The organism is Neorhizobium huautlense (assembly GCF_030811685.1).
Classification (GTDB): Bacteria; Pseudomonadota; Alphaproteobacteria; order Rhizobiales; family Rhizobiaceae; genus Neorhizobium; species Neorhizobium huautlense_A.
The window spans coordinates 205,407-217,463 of the sequence record NZ_JAUSRF010000008.1 but is presented as its reverse complement, the minus strand read 5'-3'; the positions used below and the strand labels follow the sequence as shown (position 1 = coordinate 217,463).

Genomic DNA, 12,057 nt, shown 5'->3' with positions numbered 1-12,057 from the left:
TATCTGCGCTCGGTGGCAGAGCCGATGGAAAGCCGATCCGGGCCGATCAGGCGGCCCGGAAAGTCTGCTGCTGCGGATCAGACGTTGTCCGCATCCTTGCGCGGGCTGGCCCAGCCGAGCGCGTGGTAAAGCACGATCGCACCGATCGTCGCCGTACCGATACCGTCGAGCGTAAAGCCGGCGACGTCGAGCTTGAAATTGCCCGCACCCAGAACCAGCGCCACACCGACGGTGATCAGGTTGCGCGGCTCGGAAAAATCGACCTTGTTTTCAACCCATATACGGCCGGCGGTCGCGGCAATCAGGCCGAAGACCACGATGGAAAGGCCGCCGAGAACCGGTCCCGGAATGGTCTGGATCAGCGCGCCGAATTTTGGCGAAAAGCCCAGCAGGATGGCGACGAAAGCGGCGACGAGGAAGACCAGCGTCGAGAAGATGCGGGTCACAGCCATGACACCCATGTTTTCGGCATAGGTGGTCATGCCGGTGCCGCCGAAGAAGCCGGAGAACATTGTCGCGACACCGTCACCGATAAAGGCACGGCCGAGATAGGGATCGAGATTGCGGCCGGTCATGGCGCCGATCGCTTTGATATGCCCGAGGTTTTCGGCAACCAGGATGACGACGACAGGTGCGATCAGGGTGATCGCCGAACCGGAAAAGACCGGCGCGGTAAAGGTCGGCAGGCCGAACCATGCGGCGGCGGAAACACCGGAAAAATCGATCGGCGCGCCGTAACCCATGCCGTTCGCCAGCACGAGGTAGAGAAGGTATGCGAAGGCACCGCCGATCAGGATCGGCAGGCGGCGGGTCATGCCGGGCGCATAGACTGCGACAATACCCACAGCAGCAACCGTGGCGATCGCCACCCAGCGCGAAATCTGGCTGCCGTCAGGTGACGCAGCACCGGTGCCGGACGCACTGGCAATGGCGATCGGAGCAAGCACGAGGCCGATGGCGGCAACGATCGCGCCGGTCAGCACCGGCGGCATCAGCGCCTCGATCCAGCGATGGCCGGCCATCATCACGATGATACCGATCATCGTGTAAAGCGCGCCGGCAGCGATAATGCCGCCCAGCGCCAGACCGATATTCGGGTTGGGCGCGCCGGCGGCAGCAGCGGTTGCCACCAGAACCGGGCCGATGAAGGCGAAGGACGAACCGAGATAGCTCGGCACGCGGCCGCCGACGGCGATGAAGAAGATCAGCGTCGCGATGCCGGAAAACAGGATGGAGACGTTCGGGTCAAAACCCATGATCATCGGCGCAAGCACGGTCGAACCGAACATCGCCACCACATGCTGGAAGCCCAGCACCACCGTCTGTCCCGTCGGCAGACGTTCGTCGGGCAGAATGCGCCCTTCCGTCTTCAGCCGCCAGCGCGGGAAATAACCACCTTGTTCGCTCATGTTTCGCCCCATCTGTTGGTTTTGCCAGACGACCGGGCACGCGTTTTGGCGGCGTGCCTGTTTTGCATTTCGATCGGAGGCCTGGATCTTAAAAAACTGCGCTTCGCGGACAGGTGCCGTCACAGATTGTCGGCAACACCGGTCGGCTCGCAAAAAACCTCGTTAATCCGATCTTAACCCGCTGTCATCGGGATTTTCAGGCTTTCCCACAGACGAAAAGTCTAATGTGGGAGGAATGGACTGGCGAAACGACGCAGGTCCCTTACCTGACGTTGACAGGGAGCAACAAACGACAGGGAGGAGACCCGTCATGGAAAAGAACAGGATTTGTCTCTGGTACGACAAAGAGGCGGAAGATGCTGCCCGCTTTTATGCCAAAACCTTCCCGGACAGCGCGGTCGGCAAGATCATCCACGCACCCGGTGATTACCCGGATGGACAGGAAGGCGATGTGCTCGTCGTCGAATTTACCGTGCTCGGCATTCCCTGCATGGGCATGAATGGCGGCCCGCATTTCAAACCGACGGAAGCCTTTTCATTCCAGATCTCGACAGAAGATCAGGCCGAAACCGACCGCTACTGGAACGCCATCATCGACAATGGCGGGCAACCAAGTGAATGCGGCTGGTGCAAGGACAAATGGGGTGTCTCCTGGCAGATCACCCCACGTGTGTTGATGGATGCATTGAGAGAAGGCGGCGCTCCGGCCAAACGCGCCTTCGATGCGATGATGACGATGAAGAAGATCGACGTTGCGGTGATCGAGGCTGCGGTGCGGGGTTAACCCTCGCTGCGCCCCGGCCCCTCGCGATCGCGCTCATACCGCCGCGTTACCGGAAATTCAGGCAGCCAGTCTTCCCGGCGAATCGTCCACAATTCGTAGGTCGGCTGAAACCGGTTGATCTCGTCCAGCGTGCCGAGATTGACCTCGATCTCGTCGTCGCTTCGCCCAAAAACCTGCGAACCGCAATGGGGGCAGAAATGCCGCCCCTGATAATCGCGCGTCTCGCCTTCCACCGTCACCGCGTTTTCGGGAAAGATCGCCGAGGCGTGAAACAGCGCGCCATGCTGTTTGCGGCAATCGAAACAATGGCAGATGCCGACGCGATACGGTTCTCCCGAAGCGATGATCCTGATATTGCCGCAACGGCAACCACCGGTGACCTGGGTCATGGAAGCACTCCCGGCTCATTCGGGTCCTGACAGGCACCCTTCTGATCAAGAAATGATTTTCTGCGTCAAAGGTTGCCTTATGCGGATGCGCAGGGGTTTCCCGTCAATTTGCTCCAGATCGAAGGAGTTTGTCTGGCGCACAAGATCGCTCAATTTCTTGGCGCCATAGGTTCGCGGATCGAAATCCGAGGTCAAATTCGACAACTGTGCGCCCACGGGTCCCAGATGCACCCAGCCGTCTTCACTCTCCAGTTGGGAAATCGCTTTCTTGATCAACGCCGTCGCGGTTTTCGGCTGCTTCAGCGGCATCGGGCTTAACGCGATTGCCGCCTCACTTGTCGCGACCGGTGGCATAAGGTTTTCCGTGTATATGAACCGTAGACACGCCTGCCGGAAACTCTCGGGCGTCTTCTGTTCGCCGAAACCAAAAACATCGACACCGTGTTCTCGGATACAAGCTGCCAGGCGCGTGAAATCGCTGTCGGATGACACCAGGCAAAAGCCATCGAAACGACCGCTATGCAGAAGGTCCATGGCGTCGATCACCAGCGCGATGTCACAGGCATTCTTGCCTGCCGTGTAGGCAAAATTCTGCTGCGGTATGATCGCAAACTTCGCCAGCACATCAGTCCACCCCTTCATCTGTGGCGTGGAAAAATCACCATAGATGCGTCTGACGCTCGCCTCGCCGATCTTGGCGATCTCCTCGAACAATCCACCGGCGATCTTCGCCGACGCATTTTCCGCATCAATCAGCACAGCTAGCCGCCGTGGTCGTGCTTCCGGCATAACCCCCTCCCCAAGATATCCAGGTTGAAGATCAGGCAACTCCGCCCTCCTCGCAATTTATAATTTCATCTATCATCACGCAGGCTTAACAAGTTGCTCCAGCCAGCCGCATAAAAAATTCATGCAAAACCAACCACTCACTGAGCACGAAATCATCATTCGCACTTCAAATAGGCAATGACATCCCTTAACCCGGAGAGGATTCGGCCTATTCTTCGCTTTATTCGGCGTGATACCGACAGAACCGGAACCACGCGCCAGCCTTTTGGAAAGCTTTTGCAAATGCCAACGACACCCGGCACCGCCTCACCTTCTCCATCGAGCCCAAAACCCTTCTACAGCAATTTCGGCTTTCAGGTTCTCGCCGCCATGGTCATCGGCCTGGCGCTGGGGCTTCTCGCCCGCAATATCGGCCCTGATGCCGCCGGCAACCAGAATGCCCTGTCGGTCACCCTGCAGACCATCGGCACGATCTTCGTCCAGTTGCTGCGCGCGCTCGTGCCGCCGCTGATCTTTACCGCCATCGTAGCCTCGATCGCCAACCTGAAAAACCTCAACAATGCCGCCAAGCTGGTCTGGCAGACACTGCTCTGGTTCGCCATCACGGCGCTGATCGCGGTCGTCATCGGAATCGCGCTCGGCCTCATCATCCAGCCGGGCCTCAACACCGCCGTCACCGAGGCAACCGCCCGCGCGCCCGCCTCCGCCGGTTCGTGGCTGGATTTCCTCAAAGGTCTGGTGCCGACCAACGTGCTTGGCCTCGAAGCCTCGACCAAGGTCGTGAATGGTGCAGCCTCAACGTCGCTGAACTTCAACGTTCTGCAGCTTCTCGTCGTGTCGATCGCCTTCGGCATCGCCGCGCTGAAGGCCGGCAAGGCCGCCGAACCTTTTCTCGCCTTCAACCAGTCCGTTCTCGCCGTCGTGCGAAAAATCCTGTGGTGGGTGATCAGGCTTACGCCGCTCGGCACGATCGGCCTGCTCGGCCGCGCTGTCGACCAGTATGGCTGGACGACGCTGTCGCAGCTCACCTGGTATGCCGCCGCCATCTATATCGGCCTCGCGCTCGTCCTCTTCGTCGTTTATCCGGCGCTGCTCGTCGCCCACGGCCTGAAGCCCTCGCGCTTCTTTGCGGGTGCATGGCCGGCCATCCAGCTCGCCTTCGTGTCGCGTTCGTCGATCGGCACCCTGCCGGTCACCGAAACCGTCACCGAAAAGGCGCTTGGCGTCCCGCGCGAATATGCAGCCTTTTCCGTACCGCTCGGCGCCACCACCAAGATGGACGGCTGCGCCGCGATCTACCCGGCGATCTCCGCGATCTTCATCGCGCAGTTCTATCAGGTGCCTCTCGGCATTCAGGAATATTTTCTGATCGTCTTCGTGTCGGTGCTCGGCTCTGCCGCAACAGCCGGCCTGACCGGCGCCGTCGTCATGCTGACGCTGACGCTCTCCACGCTCGGCCTGCCGCTCGAAGGCGTCGGCCTGCTGCTCGCCATCGACCCGATCCTCGACATGGGCCGCACCGCCGTCAACGTCGCCGGTCAGGCCCTGGTGCCGACCATCGTCGCCAAGCGCGAAGGCATTCTGGATCAGGCGGCCTATGACAATGTCAAGGATATCGACACGCTCGACGATCGTGAGGTTCAGCCGGCCTGATCTTAAACCGAAGAGGGTGGGGCCGGTGGCTCCACCCTCACCCGCAGCTTGCCTGCGTCACACGTCCGGTGGCCGGATCCGTTTCGATCGTCACCCGGTCCTGCCGAAAGTCGCGCGTCACCATATCGCCCGGTCCGATCTGCCGCACGTTTGCCGCGCCGGTCAGGCGCTTGGCCCGTGCATCGCTGGGCTTCTTTTTGCCCACCAGCTTTTTCGCGGCGTCTGCATTGCAGATTTTCGCCTTGGCAGGAGCTGCAACTGCCGTAACGGGAACTGACGTTACGGCAAGCAGCAGCGACAGAAGACTTGCGGAAATTTTCATGGCGATATCCTTAACTCAATCCAAACTGCAAACTTATCGATAACTTTGCCGACAATGCGACCGTCGCCAGACCGTTGCCAGTTGCTAATATTTTGCCTAGGACAAGTCTCCTGTCGGAGACTGCGCATGATCATGAATTTTTTAGCCGGACGTTCGCTCAAGACCCTTGTAGCATTGACCGCCCTTCTTTCCACCACGGCGGCGCAGGCCACGCCCGTTCTGGTGGTCGATACGGCCAGCCACGAGGTTCTCTATCAGGAAGATGCCGGCGCGCCATGGTATCCGGCCTCCACCACCAAACTGATGACCGCGCTGATCGCCTTCCAGGCACTGCGCTCCGGTGAAGTGACCCTGCAGACCCCCGTCGTCATGACGCGCAATGCCACCAAACAGGCCTTTCTCGAATCCGGCCTGACACTCGGCCGCACGATGACGCTGGAAGATGCGCTTTACGGCGCGCTCGTCGCATCCGCCAATGATGTCGCGACGGCGATTGCCGAAAAAGTCGGCGGCGACCTGCCCACCTTCATCCGCCGCATGAATGCGGAGGCTGAGCGGCTGGGCATGACAGGCACACATTTCGCCAGCCCCAACGGCCTGTTCGACAAGGACAATTACTCCACGGCGCGCGATCTTGCGATCCTCGGCATGGAAATCGAAAGACAGTTTCCGCAATACCGCCAGTTCTTTGCCCCTTCGGCCGTCACCTTCGATGGCAAGGAAGTGAAATCCAACAACCAGCTCTTGACCCGTTATGCCGGCACGATCGGCATGAAGACCGGTTTTCTCTGTGCCTCCGGCCGCAATTATGTCGGTCTTGCCGAGCGCAACGGCCGACAGGTCATGATCGTCATGCTGGGCGCCACGACGGAGCGCGAGCGCAATGAGCGCGCCGCGCAATATCTGGACGAGGCTTTTGCCGGCCGCCTGCCCTCAACGGGCCGCGTCGAGACCATCGCCAACCGCACGGACATTGCAGCACCGGACATGCGTGTAAAACTCTGTACGCCCGCAAGTGCTGCCTATGAAACCGAGCGCAACGCCATGTACCCGATGGGCTTGCCCGGCCACGAAAGTTTCCTCAAGGACGAGATCCCCGGCATCACCCACGCCATTACCACTTGGGCGACGGAAAACGTGGCGGACGTGCCCTTGCCAAAGCCACGCCCGCCGGAATTCCAATAATAATAATCAATCCTCGGGCAGGAATTGCGGGTTCCACACCACCTCCCAGATGTGCCCGTCAGGATCGCTGAAATAACCGGCATAACCCCCGTAAAACGTATCCTGCGCCGGTTTGATGATGCGGGCACCGGCCTTTCGCGCCGCCGCCATGGCCGCATCGACCTCTTCACGTGCATACACATTGTGCCCGATCGTCATGGCGGTCGGGCTCACCGGCCCGGCCGGCAGTCCGGTATCGTGGGCAATATCGGCCAGCGCCCATAGCGCCAGTTTCAGCCCGCCAGCGAGATCGAAAAATGCGACAGCGCCATGTTCGAATTCGCGGCCGATGATGCCTTCGGTCGCAAGACCCAAGCCATCACGATAAAAGACGAGAGATTTTTCAAGATCGGAGACGCCGAGCGTCACGACGGAAATACGCGGTTTCATATCCCAAAACCCTTTCTATCGACGCCTGCCCCATGCAGGCGCCCTGATAGTCTTGGGCCATCACCGTGATGACGGAAGGACCTCCAATATGGAGGGGCCGGGCCAACCTTCCCGAACCTAACCTGTTTCAGACAAGGCAAAGCTAGGCATTTGCAGGCCAAGGGTCAAGGCGAACGGGCCATTCACCCGACCAGTTCACTGGAAGATACGATATGCACACCCGGCTTTGCCGCAATCGCATTTTCCAGCAGAGTTTTGGCGATAACGGGCGCGGGATTGATCCGCCACGCCTTGGGCAGAACCGGCGCAAGGGTTTTCAAGATCACCTCGGCAACACCCTCGCCGCTGCGCCGCTCGGTGCGCTCGCCGCCGATCAATCCCGGCCGAACGAAACACAGCGAGGGAAAACCGACCATTTGCAGATCCTGCTCCAGCTTCCCCTTGACGCGATTGTAGAAAAACATCGATTGCGGATTGGCACCGAGTGCCGAATTGAGCACATAGGCCTGCGCGCCGCGCCGATGCATGATCTGAGCAACGGCCAGCGGATAATCATGATCCACCCGCTCGAAGGCTGCCTGCGAACCCGCCACCTTGATCGTCGTGCCGAGCGTGCAGACCACAGCGTCGCCCTGCCAGAAAGCCTCGGCACCCGTCATGTTCTCGAAGTCGCAGACCGGCGCTTCGAGCTTGGGATGCGGAACCAGAGCCTTGCGACCAGGTGCCACCACCCGTTCGACCCGGGGATCGGCCAGCGCCAGTGCCAGCACATGGCTGCCGACAAGGCCGCTTGCTCCAACCAGCAGAAGTTTCATATTGCCCCCCAATCCAGTATCCCGCTCAAGGAACCAAGGATAACATCATCCGCAGCACAAGAGGAGGAAACATGTCTGCAACGGCACCGCCCCCTGCCCATCCGGCTCAATGCGCCTATATCCTGCTGATGACCGAACCGGCCCCCTCCATGCTGACACCGAAACGACCGCTCCTGCGCCGCCTCACCTCAACGATACCATTGCGCGCACTGACAGCCGCCGCCCTGACACTCTTGTTGACGAAGGCCCCCGCCATGTCGGAGATGAATACCAGCGCCCTGTTCGAAGCCGCCACGACCGGCAATTCAGCCGCGATCACCGAACTGCTCGCCGAGGGCGTGCCCGTCGATGCGCGCAGGGAAAACGGCGAAACCGCCCTTCTCGTCGCCACCCACGGCAACCGGATCGAAGCGGCAAAGGTGCTCATCGAGGCAGGCGCAGACGTCAACGCCAAGGATGAGATCGACGACAGCCCGTATCTTTACGCCGGTGCACGCGGCCACCTCGAAATCCTGCGCATGACATTGTCGCATGGCGCCGACCTGAAAAGCACCAACCGTTACGGCGGCACGGCGCTGATCCCCGCCTCCGAGCGCGGCCATGTGGAAACGGTGAAAACACTGATCGAGGCAGGCGTGGATGTCGATCACGTCAACAGGCTCGGCTGGACCGCCCTTCTGGAAGCGATCATCCTCAGCGACGGCGGTCCGCGCCACCAGCAGATCGTCAAACTTCTGCTCGATGCCGGCGCCAGCCGTGACATTGCCGACAAGGATGGCGTGACGCCGCTGGAGCATGCACGAACGCGGGGATATGAGGAGATCGTGGCGCTACTGGAGGCCGGGCGTTAGACCGGCTTTACGCCCGCCCAATCACGGCGCTGCAATTCATAACGAACCTCGCCTTCTTCCGAGCCGGGGATAGGGTCGTCGAAGAGCGGAAAATCCGTACGCATATGCGTCATGCCGAGCTTTTCCATGACCCTTCGGGAGCCACGATTGACGGCCATCGTACCCGCAAAAACCGTGTCATAACCGGCCGTCTGAAATCCCCAGTCCACCAGTGCAGCAGCACCCTCGGTCGCCAGCCCCCGCCCCCAGCTTTCCCGCTTCAGCCTATAGCCGAGTTCCGCCAGAAGCGGTGTTTCCGGGCAAAGGCAGAACCAGCCGACAAAGCCGAAATCGCCTTTTCGACGGGCAGTCCACACATAGGGTTCGGTGCCGCGCGGCATCAGGAACGACACATCCTGCGACCTGACCGTGTCGTGATCCACCGCCCCACCGTGCAGGAAGCGCATGACCTCGGCATCGCGTTCGAGATGGATGAAGTCTTCGCGGTCATAGGGCTGACAGAGAGTCATCATGAGATTTGCGGTGTGCGGAATAGTCATGACAAAGCTCTCATCGTTTGGACCTTCGCTTCATCGCACCTGGATATGAATGTGATCATCATGCCGCGCCGCCCGGCAGCCCTGAAAACGGATCGCCTCCCCGCTCGCACCCAGCGCATTTTTAAGATGCGGCTCGACAAAGATCTTTTCCAGTCCGAACCGTTCGGCGCCCACGGTCGATAGCCATTGCAGCGCGAAACCGGTGCGCTGTTCCTCAATATGGTAAGCAGGAAAGACCGGCTGCAGCCAATCGAAGTTCCAGCGCGTAGTGATGATGTCGTTGCGCCCTTCGCAAGGTTGTTCATCGCCTGCCTCCGGCTGTTCGAAGGCAAAATAGCCGATCGGCGAGCGCGTCGCTCCATCAAGAAAATGCCCGTCTGCATCCTTGTAATAGAAGGCGATATCCAGCTTGCGTCCATCCGCATGGGAAAGATGCGGCAGAAGCGGAAAGCCGTCGATGAACGGAAAATTGCCATCCAGCACCACGGTCGTCGTACCCGGAAATTTTTGGTCCAGATCGCCTGCCAGCGCCGTCACCAGTTCACGCATCGGCGGCGTCACATAATTGCGGTTCAGCAGGCAATAGAGAACCGAACGGACCACCAGCCTGTCTGTCTCACCGGCAATGCAGGAGAGCGGAACCCGCCCGAAAGCGGGCGCTACGACATGGGCGGACACGGTGGCACCGACATAAATGACGAGGATCGCCAGCCGTGCGAGACGATACCGAACTTTTAGGGCGCGAGCCAAACCCAACGACACAAGATAGGCAACGCCGCCGATCTGCGTGAGGATGGTCAGTGCGGCAAAGACGAGCAACTGGAGAATTCTGCGAAAGAGATGCATGCGCGCCTTGTTCCTGTTCACCACATTTGCGTGTCATGCCACTAGCCTGCGCGGCGACACGGGGCAATCAGGAAGATCAAGCCTGATGACGTAGCGGATACAAAGCCCTATTCCTGCAATTCCGCCCGCCCGATCACATCCACCCGCTGGCAGCTTCCCCTCGCCGGAATGATCTCCAGCTTTTCCCCGACGCGAAACTTTTCGTCAGGCCGGCCAATCCTGAACGGGTGTCGGCACAGATGGCTCTGCCCGTCCGGCCCAATGCGGCTGAAGCTCAGGAGGCCAAACGTAAAAGTGTATTTTTCGCCATGGCCATACTGCTCTGCATCCCAGACAGCCTCGATCGTCGCGATCGTCCTGTCGAATGAGTTCAGCCGCCACATATAAACGGCACCGGCCAAGCCCAGCACAATAACCCCGGCCAGCGGCAAGACGATGTTGAGCCGGCGCAACTGTCCCAGAACCACAGGATCTTTGGGAAGGGTGGAATGCATGGAGCCCCACAATATCGCTTTCAGGCAGCGGTAGCATCCCATCATATGATTGCCGATTGCTTTCGCAATCCACTCTTGCCGCGAGAAATTTCCCAGCCTAAACCGCCTCAACACATCGAGAGGAGCCGCCATGTTCGAGACCACCGCGATCGAAACCGAAAACAAGCCGGAATTCTATCGCCAGCTCACCCAGCAGCTGGCTGCCCTTCTCGACGGAGAGCGGGATTTTATCGCCAATGCCGCCAACACGTCGGCGCTGCTTTTCCAGATGATGCCCGACCTCAACTGGGCCGGTTTTTATCTCATGAAGGAAGGCGAACTCGTGCTCGGCCCGTTTCAGGGCAAGACCGCCTGCGTGCGCATTCCGGTCGGTCGCGGCGTCTGCGGGGCAGCAGTACAAAAACGCCAGTCCATGCTTGTCGAGGACGTGCATGCCTTTCCCGGCCATATCGCCTGCGATGCCGCCTCGCGCTCGGAACTAGTCGTGCCGATCTTTCGCGGTGACGAGGTCATCGGCGTCATCGATCTCGACAGCCCGATCCCGTCGCGTTTCGATGCCGACGATCAGGCAGGCATCGAGCGTGTCGCCGAAATTTTCATTGCAGCGAGCGCATAAGGCGTCAGCCGTTTAGGCCTTCACATAGACCCAGGCGAGAATGCCGGATTTGAGCGGAACCTCGATCCGCTTGTAATCGGACACTTCATAGGCATCGGCGGCCGCCAGTTCCGCCGGTGTGATGCGAAACACCTTGCCGGCCACTTCATCGGCCGGATCGCCGGAGGACATGACGATCGGGTGGAACCGTTCGCCGCTTTTGGCCAGAACATCCGGGTCGGTAATTTCGACCATTTCCTTGGTGAAACCCGGCATGGCATCGTCAGTGCCATCCAGAAGCCGCCCGAACGACGATTTTTGCACGTCCGGATATTGCAGCGTTCCGTAGGAAAACAGAAAAACGGTCTCGTCCATGCCAGATCCCTCTCAGCCATCCATGCCCCAGACATATGCAATCGAAACGCTGGCCGCCACAGGCAACGGCGATGAAGCGAAAAAATTCTGCCTGCGCATCATCCGTGAGTTTTACGGCATCGAATACAACAGCGACTGGCATGCGGATCTCGACAGCCTGACCGGCAACGCCGAAAATGGCTGGTATTCATCACAGAATGCCGGCAGCTTCCGCATTGTTCGTGATGCGCGCCAAAACATCATCGCCGCCGGCGGCCTGTACGATCTTTCCCGCAAACCCGGCACCTTTGCCCGTCTGTCCGGTCGTTACGGCAATAAAAAAACCTGCCAGATCGCCCGCGTTTATCTCGATCCGGCCATACGCGGAAAAGGTCTCGGCAGCCGTATCGTCTCAGTGCTGGAAGCGGATGCCAGCGCGCTCGGATATGACATCGCCTATCTGCACGCCGATGCACAGACGCCGGCCACACTGTCCTTCTGGGCCAGCCGTGGCTACCGGGAGTTTGGCCGGTTTTCCTACCCATCACCGTCGGGCGGAACGGATACGTCGGTCGATTTCGACAAGGCACTCTGACATCCAGC

The 12,057-nt window shown here is 59.8% G+C and carries 16 protein-coding genes; 6 read left to right on the top strand and 10 right to left on the bottom strand.

Going from position 1 to position 12,057, the window contains the following annotated elements:
- Positions 1–77 precede the first annotated feature (77 nt).
- The gene (locus J2T09_RS14165) at positions 78–1,409 is read right to left on the bottom strand and encodes a solute carrier family 23 protein (RefSeq protein ID WP_306835610.1); all 1,332 of its coding nucleotides are present in this window, start codon (positions 1,407–1,409) and stop codon (positions 78–80) included.
- 310 nt (positions 1,410–1,719) lie between these two features.
- Between J2T09_RS14165 and J2T09_RS14160 the strand changes: the two genes are divergently transcribed.
- On the top strand, positions 1,720–2,193 hold the full coding sequence (locus tag J2T09_RS14160) for a VOC family protein (protein ID WP_306835609.1): 474 nt from the start codon (positions 1,720–1,722) through the stop codon (positions 2,191–2,193).
- Here the strand turns inward: J2T09_RS14160 and J2T09_RS14155 are convergent.
- Together J2T09_RS14155 and J2T09_RS14150 are read right to left on the bottom strand one after the other, a co-directional pair.
- Entirely contained in the window at positions 2,190–2,582 is a 393-nt protein-coding gene (locus J2T09_RS14155) for a GFA family protein (protein WP_306835608.1), read from the bottom strand. The genes J2T09_RS14160 and J2T09_RS14155 overlap by 4 nt on opposite strands.
- Before the next feature lie 45 nt (positions 2,583–2,627).
- A complete protein-coding gene (locus tag J2T09_RS14150; protein WP_306835607.1) occupies positions 2,628–3,371 on the bottom strand; it encodes an NYN domain-containing protein in 744 nt (247 codons plus the stop codon).
- 282 nt (positions 3,372–3,653) lie between these two features.
- On the opposite strand from J2T09_RS14150, the gene J2T09_RS14145 reads away from it, so the two are divergent.
- Positions 3,654–5,024, top strand: coding sequence for a dicarboxylate/amino acid:cation symporter (locus J2T09_RS14145; RefSeq protein ID WP_306835606.1), 1,371 nt, complete (start codon positions 3,654–3,656; stop codon positions 5,022–5,024).
- Between the two features lie 37 nt (positions 5,025–5,061).
- Here the strand turns inward: J2T09_RS14145 and J2T09_RS14140 are convergent, their stop codons facing one another.
- Positions 5,062–5,346 carry an I78 family peptidase inhibitor gene (locus tag J2T09_RS14140; protein ID WP_306835605.1) on the bottom strand — a complete coding sequence of 95 codons (285 nt, stop codon included), beginning with the start codon at positions 5,344–5,346 and terminating at the stop codon, positions 5,062–5,064.
- Between the two features lie 126 nt (positions 5,347–5,472).
- On the opposite strand from J2T09_RS14140, the gene J2T09_RS14135 reads away from it, so the two are divergent.
- Positions 5,473–6,531, top strand: a complete 1,059-nt coding sequence (locus J2T09_RS14135; protein WP_306835604.1) for a D-alanyl-D-alanine carboxypeptidase family protein — start codon at positions 5,473–5,475, stop codon at positions 6,529–6,531.
- Between the two features lie 6 nt (positions 6,532–6,537).
- Here the strand turns inward: J2T09_RS14135 and J2T09_RS14130 are convergent, their stop codons facing one another.
- Both J2T09_RS14130 and J2T09_RS14125 read right to left on the bottom strand, forming a co-directional pair.
- Positions 6,538–6,960 carry a VOC family protein gene (locus J2T09_RS14130; RefSeq protein WP_306835603.1) on the bottom strand — a complete coding sequence of 141 codons (423 nt, stop codon included), beginning with the start codon at positions 6,958–6,960 and terminating at the stop codon, positions 6,538–6,540.
- Between the two features lie 182 nt (positions 6,961–7,142).
- Positions 7,143–7,775: an NAD(P)H-binding protein gene (locus tag J2T09_RS14125; RefSeq protein ID WP_306835602.1), complete on the bottom strand. Its 633-nt coding sequence runs from the start codon at positions 7,773–7,775 to the stop codon at positions 7,143–7,145.
- A gap of 149 nt (positions 7,776–7,924) precedes the next feature.
- Between J2T09_RS14125 and J2T09_RS14120 the strand changes: the two genes are divergently transcribed.
- On the top strand, positions 7,925–8,626 hold the full coding sequence (locus J2T09_RS14120) for an ankyrin repeat domain-containing protein (protein WP_373458461.1): 702 nt from the start codon (positions 7,925–7,927) through the stop codon (positions 8,624–8,626).
- Here the strand turns inward: J2T09_RS14120 and J2T09_RS14115 are convergent.
- The 3 genes from J2T09_RS14115 to J2T09_RS14105 form a co-directional block, all read right to left on the bottom strand.
- Positions 8,623–9,165 carry a GNAT family N-acetyltransferase gene (locus tag J2T09_RS14115; protein ID WP_306835600.1) on the bottom strand — a complete coding sequence of 181 codons (543 nt, stop codon included), beginning with the start codon at positions 9,163–9,165 and terminating at the stop codon, positions 8,623–8,625. The genes J2T09_RS14120 and J2T09_RS14115 overlap by 4 nt on opposite strands.
- Positions 9,166–9,195: 30 nt before the next feature.
- Positions 9,196–10,011: a hypothetical protein gene (locus J2T09_RS14110; protein ID WP_306835599.1), complete on the bottom strand. Its 816-nt coding sequence runs from the start codon at positions 10,009–10,011 to the stop codon at positions 9,196–9,198.
- Positions 10,012–10,118: 107 nt separating this feature from the next.
- Entirely contained in the window at positions 10,119–10,637 is a 519-nt protein-coding gene (locus J2T09_RS14105; protein WP_306835598.1) for a hypothetical protein, read from the bottom strand.
- Between J2T09_RS14105 and J2T09_RS14100 the strand changes: the two genes are divergently transcribed.
- Complete coding sequence (locus tag J2T09_RS14100; RefSeq protein ID WP_306835597.1) at positions 10,636–11,121, top strand: GAF domain-containing protein; 486 nt, start codon at positions 10,636–10,638, stop codon at positions 11,119–11,121. The genes J2T09_RS14105 and J2T09_RS14100 overlap by 2 nt on opposite strands.
- A gap of 12 nt (positions 11,122–11,133) precedes the next feature.
- Here the strand turns inward: J2T09_RS14100 and J2T09_RS14095 are convergent, their stop codons facing one another.
- Positions 11,134–11,475, bottom strand: coding sequence for a gamma-glutamylcyclotransferase family protein (locus tag J2T09_RS14095; RefSeq protein WP_306835596.1), 342 nt, complete (start codon positions 11,473–11,475; stop codon positions 11,134–11,136).
- Between the two features lie 22 nt (positions 11,476–11,497).
- On the opposite strand from J2T09_RS14095, the gene J2T09_RS14090 reads away from it, so the two are divergent.
- Positions 11,498–12,049, top strand: coding sequence for a GNAT family N-acetyltransferase (locus tag J2T09_RS14090; protein ID WP_306835595.1), 552 nt, complete (start codon positions 11,498–11,500; stop codon positions 12,047–12,049).
- Positions 12,050–12,057: the final 8 nt, after the last annotated feature.

Coding starts and splice junctions, on each gene's coding strand:
- J2T09_RS14165 (WP_306835610.1), bottom strand. CDS start 1,409: ATGAGCGAACAAGGTGGTTATTTCCCGCGCTGGCGGCTGAAGACGGAA.
- J2T09_RS14160 (WP_306835609.1), top strand. CDS start 1,720: ATGGAAAAGAACAGGATTTGTCTCTGGTACGACAAAGAGGCGGAAGAT.
- J2T09_RS14155 (WP_306835608.1), bottom strand. CDS start 2,582: ATGACCCAGGTCACCGGTGGTTGCCGTTGCGGCAATATCAGGATCATC.
- J2T09_RS14150 (WP_306835607.1), bottom strand. CDS start 3,371: ATGCCGGAAGCACGACCACGGCGGCTAGCTGTGCTGATTGATGCGGAA.
- J2T09_RS14145 (WP_306835606.1), top strand. CDS start 3,654: ATGCCAACGACACCCGGCACCGCCTCACCTTCTCCATCGAGCCCAAAA.
- J2T09_RS14140 (WP_306835605.1), bottom strand. CDS start 5,346: ATGAAAATTTCCGCAAGTCTTCTGTCGCTGCTGCTTGCCGTAACGTCA.
- J2T09_RS14135 (WP_306835604.1), top strand. CDS start 5,473: ATGATCATGAATTTTTTAGCCGGACGTTCGCTCAAGACCCTTGTAGCA.
- J2T09_RS14130 (WP_306835603.1), bottom strand. CDS start 6,960: ATGAAACCGCGTATTTCCGTCGTGACGCTCGGCGTCTCCGATCTTGAA.
- J2T09_RS14125 (WP_306835602.1), bottom strand. CDS start 7,775: ATGAAACTTCTGCTGGTTGGAGCAAGCGGCCTTGTCGGCAGCCATGTG.
- J2T09_RS14120 (WP_373458461.1), top strand. CDS start 7,925: ATGCTGACACCGAAACGACCGCTCCTGCGCCGCCTCACCTCAACGATA.
- J2T09_RS14115 (WP_306835600.1), bottom strand. CDS start 9,165: ATGACTATTCCGCACACCGCAAATCTCATGATGACTCTCTGTCAGCCC.
- J2T09_RS14110 (WP_306835599.1), bottom strand. CDS start 10,011: ATGCATCTCTTTCGCAGAATTCTCCAGTTGCTCGTCTTTGCCGCACTG.
- J2T09_RS14100 (WP_306835597.1), top strand. CDS start 10,636: ATGTTCGAGACCACCGCGATCGAAACCGAAAACAAGCCGGAATTCTAT.
- J2T09_RS14105 (WP_306835598.1), bottom strand. CDS start 10,637: ATGGCGGCTCCTCTCGATGTGTTGAGGCGGTTTAGGCTGGGAAATTTC.
- J2T09_RS14095 (WP_306835596.1), bottom strand. CDS start 11,475: ATGGACGAGACCGTTTTTCTGTTTTCCTACGGAACGCTGCAATATCCG.
- J2T09_RS14090 (WP_306835595.1), top strand. CDS start 11,498: ATGCCCCAGACATATGCAATCGAAACGCTGGCCGCCACAGGCAACGGC.